The sequence below is a fragment of the Saccharopolyspora sp. ASAGF58 genome, from assembly GCF_012277335.1.
Classification (GTDB): Bacteria; Actinomycetota; Actinomycetes; order Mycobacteriales; family Pseudonocardiaceae; genus Saccharopolyspora; species Saccharopolyspora hattusasensis.
Window position 1 is genome coordinate 2,520,461 of sequence record NZ_CP040605.1, and the last position, 21,737, is coordinate 2,542,197.

Annotated in this window: 16 protein-coding genes, 2 tRNA genes and 1 pseudogene; 14 read left to right on the forward strand and 5 right to left on the reverse strand. The window is 68.1% G+C overall.

Features of this window, described 5'->3' with window-relative positions; genetic code table 11:
* Nucleotides 1-523: 523 nt before the first annotated feature.
* The 11 genes and pseudogenes from dnaA to FDZ84_RS11970 all read left to right on the forward strand — a co-directional run bounded on the left by dnaA (nt 524) and on the right by FDZ84_RS11970 (nt 14,351).
* Nucleotides 524-2,293, forward strand: coding sequence for a chromosomal replication initiator protein DnaA (gene dnaA / locus FDZ84_RS11925; protein WP_168585945.1), 1,770 nt, complete (start codon nt 524-526; stop codon nt 2,291-2,293).
* 1,332 nt (nt 2,294-3,625) lie between these two features.
* On the forward strand, nt 3,626-4,750 hold the full coding sequence (dnaN, locus tag FDZ84_RS11930) for a DNA polymerase III subunit beta (protein WP_168585946.1): 1,125 nt from the start codon (nt 3,626-3,628) through the stop codon (nt 4,748-4,750).
* Nucleotides 4,751-4,900: 150 nt separating this feature from the next.
* Nucleotides 4,901-5,788, forward strand: a complete 888-nt coding sequence (gene gnd, locus FDZ84_RS11935) for a phosphogluconate dehydrogenase (NAD(+)-dependent, decarboxylating) (RefSeq protein WP_168585947.1) — start codon at nt 4,901-4,903, stop codon at nt 5,786-5,788.
* 268 nt (nt 5,789-6,056) lie between these two features.
* A complete protein-coding gene (gene recF, locus FDZ84_RS11940) occupies nt 6,057-7,232 on the forward strand; it encodes a DNA replication/repair protein RecF (RefSeq protein ID WP_168585948.1) in 1,176 nt (391 codons plus the stop codon).
* A 103-nt stretch (nt 7,233-7,335) separates the two neighbouring features.
* On the forward strand, nt 7,336-7,905 hold the full coding sequence (locus tag FDZ84_RS11945; RefSeq protein ID WP_371812841.1) for a DciA family protein: 570 nt from the start codon (nt 7,336-7,338) through the stop codon (nt 7,903-7,905).
* A 440-nt stretch (nt 7,906-8,345) separates the two neighbouring features.
* Nucleotides 8,346-10,319: a DNA topoisomerase (ATP-hydrolyzing) subunit B gene (gyrB, locus tag FDZ84_RS11950; RefSeq protein WP_168585949.1), complete on the forward strand. Its 1,974-nt coding sequence runs from the start codon at nt 8,346-8,348 to the stop codon at nt 10,317-10,319.
* Between the two features lie 160 nt (nt 10,320-10,479).
* Nucleotides 10,480-12,975 (forward strand): DNA gyrase subunit A, encoded by a 2,496-nt coding sequence (gene gyrA / locus FDZ84_RS11955; RefSeq protein ID WP_168585950.1) that lies wholly within the window; start codon nt 10,480-10,482, stop codon nt 12,973-12,975.
* A 54-nt stretch (nt 12,976-13,029) separates the two neighbouring features.
* Complete coding sequence (locus FDZ84_RS11960) at nt 13,030-13,818, forward strand: DUF3566 domain-containing protein (protein ID WP_168585951.1); 789 nt, start codon at nt 13,030-13,032, stop codon at nt 13,816-13,818.
* A gap of 115 nt (nt 13,819-13,933) precedes the next feature.
* Nucleotides 13,934-14,007, forward strand: a tRNA-Ile gene (locus FDZ84_RS11965).
* Between the two features lie 64 nt (nt 14,008-14,071).
* Nucleotides 14,072-14,179 (forward strand): annotated as a pseudogene (locus tag FDZ84_RS37735) (DLW-39 family protein); the annotation flags it as partial.
* A gap of 99 nt (nt 14,180-14,278) precedes the next feature.
* Nucleotides 14,279-14,351: transfer RNA gene (locus FDZ84_RS11970), tRNA-Ala, on the forward strand.
* A gap of 701 nt (nt 14,352-15,052) precedes the next feature.
* Here the strand turns inward: FDZ84_RS11970 and FDZ84_RS11975 are convergent.
* Both FDZ84_RS11975 and FDZ84_RS11980 read right to left on the reverse strand, forming a co-directional pair.
* Nucleotides 15,053-15,202 carry a hypothetical protein gene (locus tag FDZ84_RS11975; protein ID WP_168585952.1) on the reverse strand — a complete coding sequence of 50 codons (150 nt, stop codon included), beginning with the start codon at nt 15,200-15,202 and terminating at the stop codon, nt 15,053-15,055.
* 199 nt (nt 15,203-15,401) lie between these two features.
* Nucleotides 15,402-15,977: a hypothetical protein gene (locus tag FDZ84_RS11980; protein WP_168585953.1), complete on the reverse strand. Its 576-nt coding sequence runs from the start codon at nt 15,975-15,977 to the stop codon at nt 15,402-15,404.
* Between the two features lie 140 nt (nt 15,978-16,117).
* Between FDZ84_RS11980 and FDZ84_RS11985 the strand changes: the two genes are divergently transcribed.
* Nucleotides 16,118-16,666: a peptidylprolyl isomerase gene (locus tag FDZ84_RS11985; protein WP_168585954.1), complete on the forward strand. Its 549-nt coding sequence runs from the start codon at nt 16,118-16,120 to the stop codon at nt 16,664-16,666.
* 57 nt (nt 16,667-16,723) lie between these two features.
* Nucleotides 16,724-17,653 (forward strand): rhomboid family intramembrane serine protease, encoded by a 930-nt coding sequence (locus tag FDZ84_RS11990; RefSeq protein ID WP_246868955.1) that lies wholly within the window; start codon nt 16,724-16,726, stop codon nt 17,651-17,653.
* 3 nt (nt 17,654-17,656) lie between these two features.
* Here the strand turns inward: FDZ84_RS11990 and FDZ84_RS11995 are convergent, their stop codons facing one another.
* Both FDZ84_RS11995 and crgA read right to left on the reverse strand, forming a co-directional pair.
* The gene (locus tag FDZ84_RS11995; protein ID WP_168585955.1) at nt 17,657-18,064 is read right to left on the reverse strand and encodes a PH domain-containing protein; all 408 of its coding nucleotides are present in this window, start codon (nt 18,062-18,064) and stop codon (nt 17,657-17,659) included.
* A gap of 168 nt (nt 18,065-18,232) precedes the next feature.
* The gene (gene crgA / locus FDZ84_RS12000; RefSeq protein WP_168585956.1) at nt 18,233-18,499 is read right to left on the reverse strand and encodes a cell division protein CrgA; all 267 of its coding nucleotides are present in this window, start codon (nt 18,497-18,499) and stop codon (nt 18,233-18,235) included.
* 275 nt (nt 18,500-18,774) lie between these two features.
* Between crgA and FDZ84_RS12005 the strand changes: the two genes are divergently transcribed.
* The gene (locus FDZ84_RS12005) at nt 18,775-19,416 is read left to right on the forward strand and encodes an aminodeoxychorismate/anthranilate synthase component II (RefSeq protein ID WP_168585957.1); all 642 of its coding nucleotides are present in this window, start codon (nt 18,775-18,777) and stop codon (nt 19,414-19,416) included.
* Nucleotides 19,417-19,769: 353 nt separating this feature from the next.
* On the opposite strand, the gene pknB is transcribed toward FDZ84_RS12005, so the two are convergent.
* Nucleotides 19,770-21,725 carry a Stk1 family PASTA domain-containing Ser/Thr kinase gene (gene pknB / locus FDZ84_RS12010; RefSeq protein WP_168585958.1) on the reverse strand — a complete coding sequence of 652 codons (1,956 nt, stop codon included), beginning with the start codon at nt 21,723-21,725 and terminating at the stop codon, nt 19,770-19,772.
* Between the last annotated feature and the right edge of the window lie 12 nt (nt 21,726-21,737).

Sequence of the window (21,737 nt, forward strand, 5' to 3'; positions counted from 1 at the left end):
GTGCGGCGATCGGCGAACACCGAGCGGTGCACGGCGCCGGAATCTCGGCGCAGCGACATGCCCGCTCAGGAAGCGGGGGACTGTACGAGAGTACGCAGTGGCAGCGGAGGACGCTGAACCGGGGTCGCCAACCGGCGACGATCACCGGGCACAACCGCCGCACCGGTGGCCACCAGGCTGCCACATCCCGATCTTCGCGGCATCTCCGGGAGTCGCTTGTGACGCGGGCGCGACCTTGTTAGCGTGCCCCCCTGCGATGCGCGGACCGGTGTGTGGGAGCACCGGTCTTCGGTGGGCACCTGACCTCGATCGCAGCGGTACAGCCGCCCCAGGAAGGATCACCGGAGCGGCCTGCCGTACCTTCATACACAAGTTGTGGACAACTCTGTGGACACCTGCTCGAACAGGTGTCCACTTGAGTATTGCCCCACCGTCCCGTGACACCGCCCGCGCCCGAGCACCGTGGGAGCCTGGCCCGGGACCGCACCGGGGGCTTCGCGAGCGAGGGGAGGGGAGCAAGGCGGTGTCCGACCACCAAGCCGATCTCGTTCGAGTTTGGGATGAGGTGGTGCAGGAGCTGTCTTCCGGCACGCTCTCGCCTCAGCAACGCGCCTGGATGCGGGTGACCCGACCGATCGGGCTGCTGGACGGTACCGCGCTGCTCGCCGCGCCGAGCGACTTCGCCAAGGAAGCCATCGAGCGCGCGCTGCGCGACCCGATCACCGACGCGCTTTCCCGCCGGCTCGGCCGCGCCGTGTCGCTGGCGGTGAAGGTGGACACCGCCGTTCCCGCGCCCACCCGCCCGGTCGCGGCACCCGCGTCGGTCGATTCCTGGTCCGGCCGCGGTCCCGGTACTCCGACCGGTGCCGATCACTCCGGGCATCCGTTCGTCTCCGCGCCTGGCTTCGGGCGGGGGCCCGAAGCTTTCGGGAACACCGCGCACACCGGCTCGATCAGCGGGCCCGTCCCCGGTCCGGTGCCTGGTTCGGTGCCCGACGCCGGAGGGCGGCACGCGGCACCGGACAAGCACCCCGGGATCGACTTCTCGACGGCCGAGTTCAAATGGCCCAACGGCGAGGTTCCGTCGTTGTTGGATGCCGACGGCGACGGCGAAACCGACGAGCCGGAGAGCGCGGCGACCGAGCCGGAAGCCGACGAGTCCGCCAACGAGATCTGGCCGACCTTCGGCCGCGCCGGACAACCGGGCGAGCCGCACCAGGGCCAGCCGTTCACCGCGCCGAAGCACGCGCCGCCGACCTCGCAGACCCGGCTGAACGCGAAGTACACCTTCGACACGTTCGTCATCGGCTCCTCGAACCGCTTCGCGCACGCCGCCGCCGTCGCCGCGGCGGAAGCACCGGCCCGCGCGTACAACCCGCTGTTCATCTGGGGCGAGTCCGGGCTCGGAAAGACGCACCTGCTGCACGCGGTCGGCCACTACGCCCAGCGGCTGTTCCCCGGGATGCGCGTCCGCTACGTGTCCACCGAGGAATTCACCAACGACTTCATCAACTCGCTGCGCGACGACCGGCAGGTGGCGTTCCAGCGCCGGTACCGCGACGTCGACGTGCTGCTGGTGGACGACATCCAGTTCTTGGAGGGCAAGGAAGGAACCCAGGAGGAGTTCTTCCACACCTTCAACACGCTGCACAATTCGAACAAGCAGATCGTGGTGTCCTCGGACCGGCCGCCGAAGGGGCTGCGCACCCTGGAGGACCGGCTGCGCACCCGGTTCGAGTGGGGCCTGATCACCGACATCCAGCCGCCGGAGCTGGAGACGCGGATCGCGATCCTTCGCAAGAAAGCCGCCCAGGACCGGATGAATGCGCCGGCCGACGTGCTGGAGTTCATCGCGTCCCGGATCGAGCGCAACATCCGCGAGCTGGAGGGGGCGCTGATCCGGGTCACCGCGTTCGCGTCGCTGAACCGGCAGCCGGTCGACCTGCAGCTGGCGGAGATCGTGCTGCGCGACCTGATCCCGGACTCGCAGACCCCGGAGATCACCCCGCCGACGATCATGGCGGTGACAGCGGACTACTTCAGCGTGACCATCGACGACCTGTGCGGCCCGGGCAAGACGAAGGCGCTGGCGCAGGCCCGCCAGATCGCGATGTACCTGTGCCGGGAGCTGACCGACTCGTCGCTGCCGAAGATCGGCCAGTACTTCGGCGGCCGCGACCACACGACGGTGATGTACGCGGATAAGAAGATCCGCAAGGAGATGGCCGAGCGGCGCCGCGTCTACGAGCACGTCCAAGAGCTCACGGCCAGAATCAAGCAGCAGTCCCGCTGACCTCTCAAAGGAAACCGGGGGCGTCCCTGCGCGCCTTCGCTGCTTGCCTGATGCCGCGGTGCTGTTGAGAAGTTCGAGGTCAGAAGGGTCGGGCCGCTCAGATGGCCGCTGCGGGGCCATCTCGGGGCCCCCGGTGTGATTCCTTCGCCTCTCGCGGCGAATCTTTCTGCTGACCCCGCCCGGCGCGAGCCACCCCCTTTAGCAGAAAGCTCTCCCGTAGCTGCCCGTGGGGAATCATTCCGGCCGCGCGCCGTCGGGCCCGGAGCGGGGCTCCGCCTGATCGTTGGCCGCTGCGCGATTCGCGGCGCGCGCCGGACGTCCCGGGGTCCGCCGGGGACGTCGAGAGGTTTCTGTTGGACCACCCGGCTCGCATCAGACCGCCCCGACAGAAAACTTCGGGCCGCTTCGCGGACCGCCGGAGCCCGGGATGCGCGCGCATCGAAGGCTGTGAACCGCCCGCGGGGCGCGGGCCCGGACAGCAAACCACCACGTTCCGAGGTTGATCAAGCGCGCTCCGCACTCGCGAAGGGAGCTGGCGCGCCGAATTTTCCTGAGGGCCCGGGTGGTCTTCGCCTCACCCCATCGATAAAAAAGTCCGCCATGTCAGCGGCGAGGCCCGAGTTATCCACAGATTCTTCATCCCCAGGCCTGACCTGGAGTTTTCCCCAATTCATCCACAAGCTGTGCACAAGCTGGAGCAAGCTGCCCACAGAGCGGAGCCCAGTTGACCACAACGCTTTCACAGCTTTGCCCACAACCTGATCGGTGGACGAGCCCAAAACCAACAGGGGCTGGGTATAACCGGGCCGAAAGCTGTGGATGGAACTGTGGACAACTCGGGGTGGTTGTGGATAAACCGAGGTGGGGCAGAAGTTGTCCACAACCCGGACGTCGTAGTCCCCAGTTACATCCCGTGTTCATCCACAACCGACCACGCCGTCCGACCAGCCCAAACGACACTTGTCCCCACAACTCACAGCCCTTACTACTACTACGGTCTTTTCTTCTCTTTGAAGAAAAAAGAAAAAGAGAAGAAGGCTCGGTGGATAAGTGGACAACTCGGCCTGGACCGCCAGGACGGCAGCACGAACTGCCCGGACCCGGATGCGGAGATCGCGGCGCACGCTCTACGGTGGAACTCCTGCGGAGGCCGCCGGCGTGAACTCCGGGTCGAGCTCGAGCCGACTTCGCGTGCACGGCGCTCGTGGGGGACCGCTTCGTCCTCGTTACGAGGGGCGCGGGGCACACCGACTACACCGACCCGATGAGCTGCGCTCCAGCTCTACACAGTTCTCCGGCAGCCGAGCCACGGCTGGAACCGAAAGGACACCCATGAAGATCCGCGTGGAACGTGACGGTCTCGCCGACGCCGTCGCCTGGGTCGCGCGCAGCCTGCCGTCGCGCCCACCGGTTCCGGTGCTGGGCGGAGTGCTGCTCGACGCGAGCTCCGGGGAGGCGCTGACCATCTCCGGGTTCGACTACGAGGTCTCGGCGCAGGTCACCATCGACGCCTCGATCGACGCCAGCGGACGCACCCTCGTTTCCGGGCGGTTGCTGGCAGACATCACCAAGGCGCTCCCGGCCCGCCCGGTCGAGATCACCGTCGACGGCTCTCGCGTCACCATCACCTGCGGCAGCTCGCGGTTCAGCCTGCCGACCATGCCGGTCGAGGACTACCCCGAACTGCCCGCGATGCCCGAGCACGCCGGTTCGGTTCCGGGCGATCTGTTCAGCGAGGCCGTCGGCCAGGTCGCGGTGGCGTCCGGCAAGGACGACACGCTGCCGATGCTCACCGGCATCCGGATGGAGATCAACAACGACAAGCTGACCATGGTCGCCACCGACCGGTTCCGCTTGGCGATGCGCGAGATCACCTGGGAGCCGGGCACCTCGATGGAGGACACCGCGGTGCTCGTCCCGGCCAAGACCCTTGCCGACTCGGCGAAGACGCTGGGCACCGGCGGCGGCAAGGTGGAGATCTCGCTGGCCTCCGGCGACGGCCTGCTCGGCCTGTCCGGGATGGCGCGCCGCAACACCACCCGGCTGCTGGACGCGGAGTTCCCGAAGTACCGGCAGCTGCTGCCCGCCGAGAGCGCCGTGACCGCTGACGTCGACGTCGCCCCGCTCGTCGAGGCGATCAAGCGCGTCTCGCTGGTCGCCGAGCGCGGCACCCAGGTGCGCCTGGAGTTCTCCGACCGGCTGCTGCGGCTGACCGCCGGCGGTGACGACGAGGGCAGCGCCGAGGAAGAGCTCGCGATCGAGCTGGTCGGCGAGCCGCTGACCATCGCGTTCAACCCGGCCTACCTGCTCGACGGGCTCGGCGCGATGAAGACCGAGCGCGCCCAGCTGCAGTTCACCACCGCCAACCGCCCGGCCCTCATCAAGCCGGTCGGGGAGGATGGCGAAGTGGCGGAGGGCTACCTCTACCTCCTGATGCCGGTCCGCCTTCCTGGCTGACCTGGGTCACATCCGGCGCACTGCCCGACCGGAGCCGCGAACGCCGATGGCTAGGCTCCGGTCGGATCGATTCAGCTGGTGGTCTTCACCCCGCGGCCGGCCATCCGCGCCGACCAACCAGTCGATACACAGCTCGCAGAGGGAGATCCGGTGCAACTCGGACTTGTCGGTCTCGGCCGAATGGGTTTCAACATGCGTGAGCGGCTGCGCGCCGCCGGTCACGACATCGTCGGTTACGACCGCAACCCGGACGTCAGCGATGTCGCTTCCATCGCGGAGCTGGTGCAGAAGCTGGCCGGCCCGCGGATCGTCTGGATCATGGTGCCGCACGGCGACCCGACCCGGCAGACCGTCGAGGAGCTGGCCGGGCTGCTGTCGTCCGGCGACCTGGTGATCGAGGGCGGCAACTCGAAGTTCACCGATGACCAGGCCAACGCGGCGCTGCTCGCCGAGCGCGGGATCAAGTACGTCGACGTCGGGGTTTCCGGCGGCGTGTGGGGTGCCAAGAACGGTTACGGCCTGATGGCCGGTGGCGACGCCGAGGACATCGAGCGCGCCATGCCGATCTTCGACGCGCTGCGCCCGGAAGGCCCGCGCGAGGAAGGCTTCGCACACTCCGGCCCGGTGGGTGCCGGGCACTACGCGAAGATGGTGCACAACGGCATCGAGTACGGCCTGATGCAGGCCTACGCCGAGGGCTTCGAGCTGCTGTCGGCGTCGGACGTGGTCACTAACGTGCCGGAGACGATCAAGGCGTGGAGCCGCGGCACGGTGGTCCGCTCCTGGCTGCTGGACCTGCTGGTCCGCGCGCTGGAGGAGGACCCGGAGCTGGCCGAGCTGCGCGGCTACGTCAACGACTCCGGCGAGGGTCGGTGGACCGTCGAGGAGTCGATCAACAACGCCGTGCCCACGCCGGTGATCACCGCCTCGCTGTTCGCGCGGTTCGCCTCGCGCCAGGAGGACTCCCCGGCCATGAAGGCGGTCGCGGCGCTGCGCAACCAGTTCGGCGGCCACGCCGTGGAGAAGACCGAGGACTGACCGGGGCCCGGAAGCGGTGTTGCTTTGCCGACAAATCAACACCGCCGACCGTCGTCGCTGTTTCCGCAGGTCAGGTGTCTTGAGTACGTTGAGGTGCGGTAGCGACTCAACGCACCAGGCAGCTACCAGGAAAACCCGCCCCAGGGAGCACCGCCGCCCGCCGTCCTGGCGATTTGTCGACAAATCGCCAGGGCGACAAAGGCGTCGAATCCGCGAATTCGGCGACCGGGCGGACGACCGAACAAAGCTGCGAATAAGTTGGATCGCCGTGTACGTCCGTCATCTGCAAGTGACCGACTTCCGGTCGTGGCCGCACGCCGACCTGGACCTGGAGCCGGGCATCACCGTGCTGCTCGGGGCCAATGGGCAGGGCAAGACCAACCTGGTCGAGGCGATCGGCTACGCCGCGACCCTCGGCTCGCACCGCGTGTCCACCGATGCCCCGCTGGTCCGCGACGGCGCGGCGCGCGCGGTCGTGCGGACCGCCGTGGTCAACAGCGGGCGCGAGCTGCTGGTCGAGCTGGAGATCACGCCCGGCAAGGCCAACCGGGCGCGGATCAACCGCGGTGCCGTCGCCAGGCCTCGCGACGTGCTCGGCATCCTGCGCACCGTGCTGTTCGCACCGGAGGACCTCGCGATCGTGCGCGGTGATCCGGGCGAGCGCCGCCGGTTCCTCGACGACCTGCTGGTCACGCGGTCACCCCGGTACGCGGGTATCCGCTCGGACTACGACCGGGTGCTCAAGCAGCGCAGCGCTCTGCTCAAGTCCGCGGGCGCGGCGCGCAAGGGCGGCGGCTCGGCGGACCTGCGCACGCTGGAGGCGTGGGATGGCCACCTGGCCCGCTTCGGTGCCGAGCTGCTGGCGGGTCGGCTCGACCTGGTCGCTGCCATCGCACCCCACGTGACCAGCGCATATGCCAACGTCGCGGCGACCGATGAGGCGACCGTGCCGTCCGGTCGGGTGGCCGACGTCCGCTACCGCAGCAGCCTCGGCGAGTCGCTGCCCGAGGGCTACGGCGCGCCGCTGGGCAAGGCCGCCGACCCGGCGGAACTGGAAGCGGCCCTGCTCGCCGAGCTGGAGCGGGTCCGGCCGCAGGAGATCGACCGCGGCGTGTCGCTGGTCGGGCCGCATCGCGACGACCTGGAACTGCTGCTCGGCGACCTGCCCGCGAAGGGCTACGCGAGTCACGGCGAATCTTGGTCGTTCGTGCTGGCGTTGCGGCTGGCCTCCTACCACCTGCTCACCGAGGATGGCGCCGAGCCGGTGTTGATCCTGGACGACGTCTTCGCCGAGCTCGACCGCCGCCGCCGGGCCCGGCTGGCCGACCTGGTGGCCGGGGCCGAGCAGGTGCTGGTGACCGCGGCGGTGCCGGAGGACGTTCCGCCGGAGCTCACCGGTGCCCGATTCGACGTCCGGGAAGGCGAGGTGCGACGTGCCGTATAACCGTTCGCAGTCGTCAAGTAAACCCAGAGTGATCGCCGTGGCCGGAAACACCACAGGTTTGCCCACATCTGGGGATAACTCTGTGGATGGTGTGGATAACTCGGTGCCATCAACAGGACCATCGACAGCGGTCCCGGTGGATACCGGGACGTCGCCGGTCGGGTCCGACGGGGCCGCGCTGTCCGGTCCCGACCTCGCCCGGGCCGCCCTGCAGGCCGCCCGGGAGCAGTCCGCGGCCCGTCGGCGCGACGGCAAGAAGAAGGGTGGCGCGGTCCGGACGCGCCGCCGTCGTGGCTGGTCCGGGCCCCGCCCGGACGACCGCGATCCGCAGCCGCTGGGTCGGCTGGCCGCCCGGATCGCCAGCGAGCGCGGCTGGACCGAGCACCTCTCCGGCGGCCAGGTCTTCGCGAAGTGGGCGTCCCTGGTCGGCGGCGACGTGGCCGAGCACACCAAGCCGGTGGCGCTGAAGGACGGCGAGCTCACCGTCCAGGCCCAATCCACCGCGTGGGCCACGCAGCTGCGCCTGCTCCAGCGCCAGATCCTGAAGCGGATCAGCGACGGCGTCGGCCGCGACGTGGTGCGCCGCATCAAGGTGCAGGGCCCGGCCGCGCCGAGCTGGCGGCACGGCCCCAGGCATATTCCCGGGCGTGGCCCGCGCGACACCTACGGCTAGTAGCCTGCCGATACGCGCTCGCCGCCGGCCCGCGCGGGCCGCGGCCCCCAGGCGCGGTGGGGCGAATGGCGGGTCGCGCCGAGGAGCAGACCCGCGGGCCGGTCCACCGCCGGATCGGCAAGCGGCCGATCGCCACCGAGATCCCCCGGCAGCCTCTCGAGGCTCTCGGATGGTGGATTGATTCGAGTTCTCCGCCCTGTGAGGAAGTCAGGGGTGTCCTTGCCCTACTTCTGTCGCGGGGGGCCAGTAGAATCAGTTCGGGGTGTGGCCGACGCCTTCGACCGATGTGATCGTCGAGGCGCTGGGCGACGGCATGCATCAGGGTGCGACGCCGACAGACGAGTCGCCCCGAAATGGTCTGCGGTGCGGGACAGGGCGTGTTTTCGAACCGGCACCGGCCAACCTGACAGCACAGTCGGCTCAAGGAGAAATCGAGGCCCGTGGCACCGAAGAAGAGCGAATACAACGCTTCATCCATCACCGTTCTTGAGGGCCTTGAGGCCGTCCGCAAGCGTCCCGGCATGTACATCGGTTCGACCGGCGAACGCGGCCTGCACCACTTGGTGCAGGAAGTCGTGGACAACTCCGTCGACGAGGCGATGGCCGGCTACGCCACCAGGGTCGAGGTCACCCTGCTCGCCGACGGCGGCGTGCGCGTCGTCGACGACGGCCGCGGCATCCCTGTTGACATCCACCCGGTGGAGAAAAAGCCGACCCTCGAAGTCGTGCTCACCGTGCTGCACGCGGGCGGCAAGTTCGGTGGCGACTCCTACGCGGTCTCCGGCGGTCTGCACGGCGTGGGCGTATCGGTGGTCAACGCGCTGTCCACGGCGCTGGAGGCGGAGATCCACCGAGAGGGCTACGTGTGGCGGCAGCGCTACGAGGACTCCAAGCCCGTCGCCGACGTCGAGCGCGGCGAGCGCACCGACAAGACCGGCACCACCATCACCTTCTGGGCCGATCCGACGATCTTCGAAACCACCAGGTACAACGCCGAAACCATCTCCCGCCGCCTGCAGGAGATGGCGTTCCTGAACAAGGGCCTGACCATCGTCCTGCGCGACGAGCGCGCCGCCGAAGAGGACGAGGCCGGCGAGGACGCCAGCGGCACCACCGCCCGCGCCACCGAGCGCACCTTCCACTATCCGGGCGGCCTGGAAGACTTCGTCCGCCACATCAACGCCACCAAGGAACCCATCCACAAGAAGGTGGTGTCCTTCAACGCCTCCAGCAAGGACTACGAGCTGGAGATCGCGATGCAGTGGAACTCCGGCTATAACCAGTCGGTCTACACCTTCGCGAACACCATCAACACGCACGAGGGCGGCACCCACGAGGAAGGCTTCCGGTCGGCGCTGACCCGCGTGGTCAACAGCTACGCCAAGGACAAGAAGCTGCTCAAGGAGAAGGACGGCAGCCTCACCGGCGACGACGTCCGCGAGGGCCTAGCCGCGATCGTGTCCGTGAAGGTCCGCGAGCCCCAGTTCGAGGGCCAGACCAAGACCAAGCTCGGCAACACCGAGGTCAAGTCGTTCGTGCAGACCACCGCCTTCGAGTGGCTCACCGACTGGTTCGAGCGCAACCCCGCCGAGGCCAAGGTGATCGTCAACAAGGCGGTGTCCTCGGCGCAGGCGCGGATGGCCGCGCGCAAGGCCAAGGAGCTGGTGCGCCGCAAGAGCGCGATGGACATCGGCGGCCTGCCGGGCAAGCTGAAGGACTGCCAGTCCAACAGCCCGGAGGAGTGCGAGCTCTACGTCGTGGAGGGCGACTCCGCGGGCGGCTCCGCGAAGGAAGGACGCGAGTCGCGGTTCCAGGCGATCTTGCCGCTGCGCGGCAAGATCATCAACGTGGAGAAGTCGCGGATCGACAAGGTCCTCAAGAACAACGAGGTCCAGGCGATCATCACCGCGCTGGGCACCGGCATCCACGACGAGTTCGACCTGTCCAAGCTGCGTTACCACAAGATCGTGCTGATGGCCGACGCCGACGTCGACGGCCAGCACATCCGCACCCTGCTGCTGACCCTGCTGTTCCGGTTCATGCGGCCGCTGATCGAGAACGGCCACGTGTTCCTCGCGCAGCCGCCGCTGTACAAGATCAAGTGGCCGCGGTCGGAGCCGGAGTACGCCTACAGCGACAAGGAGCGCGACGCGCTGCTGGCACAGGGTGCGGCAGCCGGCCGCAAGCTGCCCAAGGACGACGGCATCCAGCGCTACAAGGGTCTCGGCGAGATGAACGCCGACGAGCTTTGGGAAACCACCATGAACCCGGAGACCCGGCTGCTGCTGCAGGTCTCGCTGGACGACGCGGCGACCGCGGACGAGCTGTTCAGCGTGCTGATGGGCGAGGACGTCGAAGCCCGGCGCTCGTTCATCACCCGCAACGCCAAGGACGCGGGTTTTCTCGACGTGTGACGCACCGCATCACTGGAGGAACGCCCATGACTCGGTTGGAGCAGCGCCCCGTCTGCAACGGAAGCGGACGAAATCCGGCCGACACGAGACACGTTTGTCCCAGCTGCGGTGACTCAGGTGAAGGGCGCTGACATCCGACCCCCGAAAGGAATCTCAAGTCGTGACTGAAATCCTGCCGCCGGAACACGGCCGGATCGAGCCGGTCGACATCCAGCAGGAGATGCAGAATTCCTACATCAACTACGCGATGAGCGTCATCGTCGCGCGCGCCCTGCCGGACGTGCGCGACGGTCTCAAGCCGGTTCACCGGCGCGTGCTGTATGCGATGTACGACTCGGGCTTCCGCCCGGACCGCGGGTACGTGAAGTGCTCCCGTGTCGTCGGCGACGTGATGGGCAACTACCACCCGCACGGCGACTCGGCGATCTACGACACCTTGGTCCGGCTGGCCCAGCCGTGGTCGATGCGCCATCCGCTGATCGACGGCCAGGGCAACTTCGGTTCGCCCGGCAACGACCCGGCCGCGGCCATGCGGTACACGGAGTCGAGGTTGCAGCAGTTGGCGATGCACATGCTCGCCGACATCGAAGAAGACACCGTCGACTTCGCCGACAACTACGACGGCCGCACCCAAGAGCCCACCGTGCTGCCGTCGCGGTTCCCGAACCTGCTGGTCAACGGCGGTGGCGGGATCGCGGTCGGGATGGCCACCAACATCCCGCCGCACAACCTGCGCGAGGTCGCCGAAGGCGTGGTCTGGGCGCTGGAGAACCCGGAAGCCGACGACGAACAGCTGCTCGAAGCGCTGCTCGCGCGGATCAAGGGGCCGGACTTCCCGACCCACGGGCTGATCCTCGGCACCAACGCGATCGCCGACTGCTACCGCACCGGTCGCGGCTCCATCAAGATGCGGGCCGTCGTGACCATCGAAGAGGACAACAAGGGCCGCACCACGCTGGTCGTCTCCGAGCTGCCCTACCAGGTCAACCCGGACAACCTCATCGAGAACATCGCGTCGATGCACCGGGAGGGCAAGCTCACCGGCATCTCCGACATCGCCGATGAGTCCAACAGCCGGCGCGGCATGCGGATCGTGATCACGCTCAAGCGCGACGCGATCCCGAAGGTGGTGCTGAACAACCTCTACAAGCACACCCAGCTGCAGACCACCTTCGGCGCCAACATGCTGGCCCTGGTCGACGGGGTGCCGCGCACCCTGCGGCTGGACCAGATCATCCGGTACTACGTCAAGCACCAGGTCGAGGTCATCGTCCGGCGCACCAAGTACCGGTTGAAGAAGGCCGAGGAACGCGCCCACATCCTGCGCGGTCTGGTCAAGGCGCTGGACATGCTCGACGAGGTGATCGCGCTGATCCGCCGGTCGCCCACGGTGGACGACGCGCGCACCGGGCTGATCGGGCTGCTCGACGTCGACGAGGTCCAGGCCAACGCGATCCTGGAGATGCAGCTGCGCCGCCTGGCCGCCCTGGAGCGGCAGAAGATCATCGACCAGTTGGCCGAGATCGAGCGGGAGATCGAGGACCTCAAGGACATCCTCGCCAAGCCGGAGCGGCAGCGGCAGATCATCCGCGACGAGCTGATGGAGATCGTCGACAAGTACGGCGAGGACCGGCGCACGAAGATCGTCCCGTTCGAGGGCGAGGTCTCCATGGAGGACCTCATCGCGGACGAGGACGTGGTCGTCACGATCACCCGCACTGGCTACGCCAAGCGGACGCGGACCGACCTGTACCGGGCACAGAAGCGCGGCGGCAAGGGCGTGCAGGGCGCGCAGCTGAAGCAGGACGACATCGTGTCGCACTTCTTCGTGTGCTCCACGCACGACTGGATCCTGTTCTTCACCAACAAGGGGCGCGTCTACCGGGCGAAGGCCTACGAGCTGCCGGAGGCCAACCGCACCGCGCGCGGCCAGCACGTGGCGAACCTGCTGGCGTTCCAGCCGGACGAGCAGATCGCCCAGGTCATGCAGATCAAGGACTACACCGCGGCGCCGTACCTGGTGCTGGCCACCCGCAACGGGTTGGTCAAGAAGTCCCGCCTGACCGACTTCGATTCCAACCGATCGGGTGGTCTCATCGGGATCAACCTGAAGGACGAGGACGAGCTGGTCGGCGCGGTGCTGTGCTCCGCCGATGACGACCTGCTGCTGGTGTCCGCGGAGGGCCAGTCGATCCGGTTCCACGCCACCGACGACGCGCTGCGGCCGATGGGCCGGGCCACCTCGGGCGTGCTGGGCATGCGGTTCAACGGCGGCGACGAGCTGCTGGCGATGGGCGTCGTCCGCGCCGACCGGTACGTGCTGGTGGCCACCGACGGCGGTTATGCGAAGCGCACCCCGATCGATGACTACCCGGTGCAGGGCCGCGGCGGCAAGGGCGTGCTGACTCTCCAGTACGACAACAGGCGTGGCAGGCTGGTGGGGGCACTCATCGTCGAGATCGACGACGAGCTCTACGCGATCACCTCGACCGGTGGGGTCATCCGGACCACCGCCAAGGAGGTGCGCAAGGCCGGCAGGCAGACGAAGGGGGTTCGTCTGATGAACCTGGACGAGGGGTCCGCGCTGGTGGCGATCGCGCGCAACGCCGACGAAGCCGCCGACCCGGACGCTGCGGGGCCCGAACAGCAGCAGTAAAACCGTGGGAGACCACGTCGCACACCGCCGCCGACGATCAACGAAGGATCGCTCGTGACACCTTCCGAGAAGCCGGAGCAGTCGGACCCGCAGCAGGATGCGGACCGGGCTTCGGTCAGCACCCAGACAGCCGACGACAGTGCCGCGGACGACGGCACGGAATCCGGGTCGGCTCCCGCTCAGCCGACCGCCGGAGGCAGTGGGGAAGACCTGCACGGCACCGAGACGCCGCCCCCGTGGCAACGCGCCTCGGTGACCGCGTCCGGCTCGTCCGATACACCGGTGGCCGCGGCTGCAGCCTCCGGCCCGGTCGCTGACACGCAGCACATCCCGAAGCAGGTGCAGGACCAGGAAACGGTGCGCACCAAACTGCCGCCGTCCACGCGGACGACCGTGTCGTTCACCGGCGGCGCTGCCGGTGCCGCCGGTGTGGGCGGGGCGGCCCGCGCCACAACGGCCTCGGCGCGGCGGCCGAGCCGAGGCCCGCGGCGGGCCAGCCTGCAGGTGAAGCGGCTGGACCCGTGGTCGGTGCTGAAGCTCGCCCTGGTGCTCAGCGTCGCGCTGTTCTTCGTGTGGATGATCGCCGTCGCGGTGCTCTACGGGGTGCTCGACGGCATGGGCGTGTGGGACCAGCTCAACGGCACCTTCACCGAGCTGACCCAGCCCGACAACGCGGCCAGCGAACCGCTGATCAGCGCGGGACGCGTGTTCGGGGTCGCCTCGATCATCGGCGCGATCAACATCGTGCTGGTGACCGCGCTGGCGACGGTGGCCGCGTTCATCTACAACGTGGCGGCCGACTTCGCCGGCGGCATCGAGGTCACCCTCTCCGAGCGGGAATGAACCGCTGACGTGGCGATCCCGGTCCAGCACGGGATCGCCACGTCCCGGGAGATCCGCAACGCCGACCCCCGTTTCGGGCTCCGTAAGGCGTCCTGTAGTGTTTGAACCACACCAAGGGCCTATAGCTCAGGCGGTTAGAGCGCTTCGCTGATAACGAAGAGGTCGAAGGTTCAAGTCCTTCTAGGCCCACTGGTAATCTTTCGCAAATCCGAGGAATTCTCGGGCTGCACGCCGTGCTAGGAGGCGACCGGAAGTGAAGAAGCTGCTCGCACTCGCCGCAGTTGCTGGGGTCGTTCTGTTCGTCATCCGGCGCAACCGGGCCGCGAAGGCCGAGGCCGACCTGTGGCGCGAGGCCACTGCCGAGGCCTGATCGCTGCCCACCGCTCTTGATCCGGCTCGCGGAGTCGGCAGCCATCGTGAGCGTCACCGGTCAGCGGACCTGAGTGGGGCTGCGATAGCCGGGGACGTAGCTCAATTGGCAGAGCACCGCCTTTGCAAGGCGGGGGTTAGGGGTTCGATTCCCCTCGTCTCCACGCGTCAGTTGGGTGGAGTGTGCCCACGGAAAGCGTGGGCCATTACTGCCGCGTCATTATTTTGCGGGGGCCGAGCCCCCGCAGACCCCCACGGTGTGGGGGTTTCTTTTTTGCCCGCTCCTTGGCCTTCGGAGCGTTCCCGGCCTGCTCTTGGACCAGCTCTCCGGGGGTTCTGAGCTCCAGCCTTCGGCTGTCGGAGCACTCCGGGCCCTCTTCGTTCACGGAGCTTCTGGGCGGCATTCGTCGTGCCTTCGTTCGTGGCGGGCCCTTCCCGCTCTTTGTCGGCCTTCGGCCGTGCCCTTGGGGTTGCGGGTTGTCGGCCTTCGGCTGTCGGTGTTGATGGGGTCAGCCTTCGGCTGTCGGTGGGTTTTCGGTGGGTTTTTGGGGTTCCGCTCCATACGCTGTGCTGTGTTGTTGCTCCGGTTGTGGATTGTCCTTTTTGGACATTTGGTTTCGTTGGCTTTGGTTTCGTTGTGGGTTTGGGTTTGGCCTTGTGACGTTTTTGGTTTTCGATGGGTCTTTGCGCTCCGCTGCGGTGGCCGGGTCGGTCGACGAGGGCGAATAGCAGGTGTTCCTCATGCTGCTCGGCTTCGCCGGGTGGCTGCACGGCCTGTTGACAATCCGGCGATGTCAACCTTGGTTGATGTGCGGCTGCTTCATCCGGAAGCGCTGGGTGAGCGTGCCGCCGTCGCCGTCGGGTTCTACATCGAAGCACCACCCGAGTTGTCGCGTTCGGTCGTCCAGAGGTCGTCGCGGAACCGGTTGTGGCCCTTGAAGGTGGCGCCGGTGGTGCCCGGTTCGCCGGATGCCCACTCGCCGCCGACGCACTCCGGGCTCCCCTCGCCCGTCACCCGGGGGTGGTGCAATTTCTCGCGAAATTGCGCCACCCCCGGGTGACGGAGCGTGCGTCGACGTGTGCAGGTCGTAACTCGTCGGTTCGCTCATCCCTGCATCGTGGTCATCGATCCGGTGGGAGCGAATGTGATGTGGGACAGCCGGAGAAGTCGGAGGCCGGACCCAGCGGGCCCGGCCTCCGCGAAGTTCACGGGGTCAGTGGGATCGTTCCGGCGTGATGTTCGCCTGGCCGTCGGGCTGCGCCGGCACGTCGGGACGGCTCGCGCGGTGACGGGCCTGGGTGTCGCGCCTTGTGAAGCTGTCGTCGGCCTCGGCCACCGGCAGCTCCTCCGGGCGGCGGGAGAACGCCACCGCCGCGGCTGCGCCGAGGGCGGTCAGCGCCAGCAGCACCCACGGCCACTTGCGCCGCGGCTTCGGCTTGCCCGGGTCGATGCGAGCGGCCAGCTCCTTGCGGGCGGCGGCCGTGTTCTTGGCCAGCTGCTTGCGGGAGTTCGCGGTCTTCTTCTCCCACTGCTTGCGCGCCTTGCGGCCGCGCTTGGCGAGCTCCTTGCGCGACATCCCGGTGGCGCGCTGCGCGATGAGCTCCTGCAACTCATCGGTCGAGTAACCGTGGTTGGCGAGCTCCTGCTCGGCGAGGGCGGCGGCCTGTTTGGACAGCGCCATACCGACCTCACCCGCGCGTTTCGCGCCGTGGCGGGCGGACTTGATGCCCGTCCCGACCGCTTTGCCCACGCTTTCGCCAGCTCGGGCCATCGCCTTCACCTCGTCCATCGTGTGCCTCCTCGGCCCGGCGTTCGCCGGTCGACTTCGTCGGCCCACGCCTGCGGCGTGGGCACCGCCCAGCAGGCGGCGATCAGCCCCATATTGCACCCAGACTCCGGGTTCGGCCTCTTCGATGGCAGGATGGTCTGGTGGCTGAAGACAACGGATCGCTCGTTGGGATTACGGTGACCGCGACCCTGCACACCTCGCAGGGCGACATCCGGATCAACCTGTTCCCCGACAAGGCACCCAAGACAGTGGCCAATTTCGTGGGCCTCGCCGAAGGAACCAAGGAGTACACCGAGCCCAACGCCAAGGGCGAACGCTCCGGGCCGTTCTACGACGGGGTGATTTTTCACCGCGTCATCTCCGGCTTCATGATCCAGACCGGGGATCCGACCGGGACCGGGCGTGGTGGCCCGGGCTACAAGTTCGGCGATGAGTTCCACCCCGAGCTGCAGTTCACCAAGCCGTACCTGCTGGCGATGGCGAACGCCGGGCCGAACACCAACGGCTCGCAGTTCTTCGTCACGGTGGGCGCCACGGACTGGCTGAACTACAAGCACTCCATCTTCGGTGAGGTCGCTGACCAGGAGTCCCGCGACGTCGTCGACTCGATCGCGAACACCGCGACCGGTGTGGGCGACCGCCCGGTCAACGACGTCATCATCGAGAAGGTTTCGATCGAACGCGGCTGAACCTCGGCCGACCAGGCTCGGTCCCGAGACAGCCCCAAGCGAAGAGCAGGTCCCGACGTGACTGTTCCGCCTGGATCCCAGCCCGGCGCGGACGGGGCTCCGCCGCAGCTGCCGACCTGCGTCCGGCACCCTGACCGCCCCACCGGGCTGCGCTGCACCCGGTGTGAGCGGCCGGCCTGTCCGGAGTGCCTGCGCGATGCCGCCGTCGGCCAGCAATGCGTCGACTGCGTCGCGCAGGGACAACGAAGCATGCGGCGGCCGGTGACGGTAGCCGGCGCGCGGCTGGCCAAGAAATCGATCTTGGTTCCCGTGCTGGTCGCGATCAACTTGGTGGTCTTCGCGCTCACCGCCGTGCAGGCCGGCAGCATCGGCGGGAACTACACCGCCGCGCTGTTCGGCGACTTCGCGCTGTGGCCGGTCGTGGTCGCGGGCGGGCAGTGGTGGCGCCTGATCAGTGCCGGGTTCCTGCACATCGGCCTGCTGCACCTGGCGATGAACATGATCGCGCTGTGGGTGATCGGCCGGGACCTGGAGCTCCTGCTGGGGCGGCTGCGGTTCGGCGCGGTGTACCTGCTGTCGCTGCTCGGCGGCAGCACCGCGGTGTTCATGTTCGGCGAGCCGATGGGGATGGTGGCCGGCGCGTCCGGCGCGGTGTACGGCCTGATGGGGGGCATCGCGATCGCCGCGCTGCGGTTGAAGATCAGCCTGCGGCCGGTGCTGGTGGTGATCGCGCTGAATATCGCGGCCAGCGTGCTGATCCCAGGCCTCTCGCTGCTGGGGCACCTCGGCGGGCTCGTCATCGGTGTGCTCGCGACTGGTGCGCTCGTCTACGCGCCACGCGAACGGCGGACGCTGGTCCAGGTGGGTGCGCTGACCGCGCTGCTGGTGGTCCTGATCGCCGTGCTGGTGACCCGTGACCTGCAGTTCGGCAACGTGGTGTGCATCGGGTCCGGAGCGGATACCCGCTGCGGCCTGTTGCGGTCCTGACGCTCAGCGGCGCAGGGCGCGCAGTTCGTCCGCGACTTCCTGCGGGTCGGCACCGAGGTCGAGCCTGGTCAGCACGACCAGCTCCGGGTCGGCGTCGAGTTCGAGCGCCTGCACGGTGCGGCCGAACCGGCGGTCGTGCCGGACCCGGATCGACACCGCAGGCCAGGACCAGTGCCGCAAGCCGCGCAAGCCCCGCACCGTGACTCCGTCGAGGTCCGCGCGCAGCCGCGGTCGGCAGATGCTGCCGTGTGCGGACGTGGCGGCCAGCGCCAGCACGAGCACGCCGATGAACAGCCGGTCGACTGGGCTCTCCGCGAGCAGCCACCACGCCGCGGCCGAACCGGCGAGCACCCATCCGCAGGTGATCAGCCCGATGGGCGTCGACCACTGCCGAGATCCGTTCTCATCCACCGTTATCCACCTGCTACCGATGAGTTATCCACAGGAGTTATCCCCACTGGGGATGAGTTACACCTGTGTTGTTCGCTGACCGAACGTCAAGAGGTTCGGCGAGATGAGTGAGGCCCGAAGGGATTGACCCCTTCGGACCTCGACCACATTCCGTTTACGTGCTAAAGGTCAGCGCCAGCGCATCGTCATCAGCAGGCCGATGATCATGAACGCGAAGCCGACGGCGAAGTTCCACCCGCCCAGGTCGACCATGAACGGGATCTTGTCGCCGGCGATGTAGTTGATCACCAGCCAGAGCAGGCCGATCAACATCATCCCCAACATCACGATGATGTAGATCGGGTGCGACGGGCCGACCGCCTTCGCCTTCACCGGCGTGCGGCGATCGGTCACCGGGGTGGGGGAGTCCTTCTTGCGGACCTTGGACTTCGGCATGGTGTCCTCGCCAGGTGGTGCGGCATCGTGCGCCGCGTGCTCGGGCGGTGGCCGCACCCCGGGCGTCAGCGCGCCGAGGCGCGCGCAACTTCTCGCGGTGCAGCTCGTTTTCCAGCTACCACGTTAACGTAATCACAGCGTTGCTCTCCCCCGTGGTCCAAGCCGCAACGAGAGAGCCCCCCTCGTGGCTTCGCCGGAGCTGGTATTCCGCTATTGAGGTTCCCTTCCTGCAACGAGCCTGGAAACACGTTTTGCGCTCCGCGTAGTCTGGCGGGGTGCGCGTACTCGTCGTCGACAACTACGACAGCTTCGTCTACAACCTCGTGCAGTACCTCGCTCAGCTGGGCGCGGACTGCGTCGTGCGCCGCAACGACGTCGTCACCGACGATGACGTTGCCGCCGCCGATGGCGTTCTGCTCAGCCCCGGTCCTGGTACGCCGGACCGCGCGGGCCGCACGATGGAGTTGATCGAGCGCTGCGCCGCGGAGCGCAGGCCGGTGTTCGGCGTGTGCCTCGGGCACCAGGCTGTCGGTGCGGTGTGGGGCGGGACCGTCGAGCGGGCGCCGGAGCTGCTGCACGGCAAGGTCAGCGAGATCCACCACTCCGGCTCCGGGGTGTTCGCCGGACTGCCAGCGCCGTTCATCGCGACGCGCTACCACTCGCTGATCGTCCGCGCGGACACCATCCCGGACGACTTCGAGATCACTGCGCGGACCGCGTCCGGCATCGTGATGGGGATGCGGCACCGAGAGCTGCCGGTGGAGAGCGTCCAGTTCCATCCCGAGTCGGTGCTCACCGAGGGCGGCCACCGGATGCTGGCGAACTGGATGGCCTCGGCCGGTCACCCGGTGGACGAGCACCTGGTCGCCGAGCTCGAACTCGGCATGCGCAAGGTCGCCGCCGCCGCCCAGCGCTGAGCCGAAACGTTGAAGGGCACCTCTGACCGGCCAAGTCGGTCGGAGGTGCCCTTCACTCCTAACTGGATCCGGTGATGCGTGAGAGCCTGTCGGCGAATGCCGTCCGCGCCTTTGGAAGCGGCGGAGCCGCTTGCATTCACCTTGCCAAGACGACCATCGGCGGGTTCTGAGAGGTTTTCTGGCGAGGACGGCCCCTCCGCCGCGTATTGGACATACATCAGGAGGGGCACCCGCAGTCCAGGGAAGCTCTCAGGTTCCGCTAAGCGACCACCCACCCAGACCATCCACCAACAGGCTCTGAGGGGCACCCGCGACCCGGTTGCCCGGTCACGGGTGCCCCTCACGAGAACAGGTCAGCCGAACGGCGGGAAGAGGGAGCCGTTGGACGGGGGACTGGTGGTCGGGCTGTTGCTGTAGTCGCCCACCATCAGCGTCACCGACTGGTTCTTGCCCAGCTTCTGCCCGCTGCTCGGCGACGAGCCGACCACCTTGCCGTCCTGGCTCTTGTCCGAGGTCGGCTGGTTGACCTCGTTGATCTCGCCGTCCCAGCCACGGGACCGCAGGGCGTTCTCGGCCTGGCTGGGCGTCATGCCCAGCAGCGACGGCATGGTGATCTGCTGGCCGTTGGAGACCACCAGGGTGATCTCGGTGTTCGGCCGCGCCTTGCTACCGCCCGACGGGCTCTGGTCGAGCACGGTGTCCGGTGCCTGGTCGGAGTCGCGGTCCTGCCTGCTGACCTTGAACCCGGCACCCTCCAGGTAGGCCTTCGCGGTGTCGTAGGGCATGCCGCGCACGTCCTTGACCTCGACCGTAGGGATCGACTTGCCCACCGTCACGGAAATCGTGGTGCCCTGGGTGACGGACTGGCCCTTCTTGTCCCAGTCGATGATCTTGTCGACCTGCTTGGGGTCGCTGGTCTCCTCGTAGGACGGCGTCAGCCCCAGCTTGAGCCCGGCCTCGTCCAACTTCTGCGACGCCTCGGGGATGGACAGCCCGCTTAGGTCCGGCACCTGGACGCTGGCCGGCCCGGTGCCGGAGCAGAGCTCGATCTTCTGGGTCTCCTTGGCCACCGCCACACCCGGCGCCGGCTTCTGGCTGACGACCTTGTCGATGTTGTCGATGCTGGACGGGGACACGCACCAGGCGAGCTTCCACCCCCGGGCGTCGGCCTCGGCCTGGGCCGAGGCCCGGGTCATGCTGACGAAGTTCGGCGGGACCTCCGTCTTCGGTGAGCCGTTGAAGATCCAGGTCGCCAGCCAGGCGGCGAGCGCGAACACGATCACGCAGGCCGTGGTGACCAGCGCGATCGTCCGGTGCTTGCGCTTCTTGCGCTCCCGCTCGACGTCGGCCTCGTCCGGCTCCCGGTCGACCGACCGGTGACGGCCGGGCGGCAGCACCTCGGTCGCCGAGGCCTGCGAGAGCATCGCCGTCCGCTCGTCCTCCGACATGATCATCGGTGCCTTCGGGCGCTGCCCGGAGAGCACCCGCACCAGGTCGGCCCGCATCTCCGCGGCCGACTGGTAGCGGTTGGCCGGGTTCTTGCTCAACGCCTTGAGCACCACGGCGTCCAGCGAGGCCGGCGTCGTCGGCTTGACGTCGGAGGGCTTGCGCGGCTCCTCCCGAACGTGCTGGTAGGCGACCGCGACCGGCGAGTCGCCGGTGAACGGCGGCTCCCCGGTGAGCAGCTCGAACAGCACGCAGCCGGACGCGTAGACGTCGCTTCGCGCGTCCACCGCCTCGCCACGCGCCTGCTCCGGCGAGAGGTATTGCGCGGTCCCGATCACCGCCGCGGTCTGCGTCACCGCTGCCTGCCCGTCGGCCAGCGCGCGGGCGATGCCGAAGTCCATCACCTTCACGGCGCCGCCGCGGGTGATCATGATGTTGGCGGGCTTGACGTCCCGATGCACGATGCCGTGCCGGTGGCTGAAGTCCAGCGCAGCCGACGCGTCCGCCATGACCTCCATGGCCCGGCGCGGCGACAATGGGCCCTCGGTCTTGACGATGTCGCGCAGCGTCCGGCCGTCGACGTACTCCATCACGATGTACGGCAGCGGCCCGCTCTCGGCCTCCGTCTCGCCGGTGTCGTAGACGGCCACGATGGCCGGGTGGTTCAGTGCGGCGGCGTTCTGTGCCTCCCGGCGGAACCGCAGCTGGAACGTGGGGTCGCGGGCGAGGTCGGCGCGCAGGATCTTCACCGCCACGTCGCGACTCAGCCGGGTGTCGCGGCCGCGGTGCACCTCGGACATACCGCCGTAGCCGAGAGTCTCACCGAGCTCGTAGCGGTTGGACAGAAGTCGAGGTGAACTCATCGAAGTGTCGTT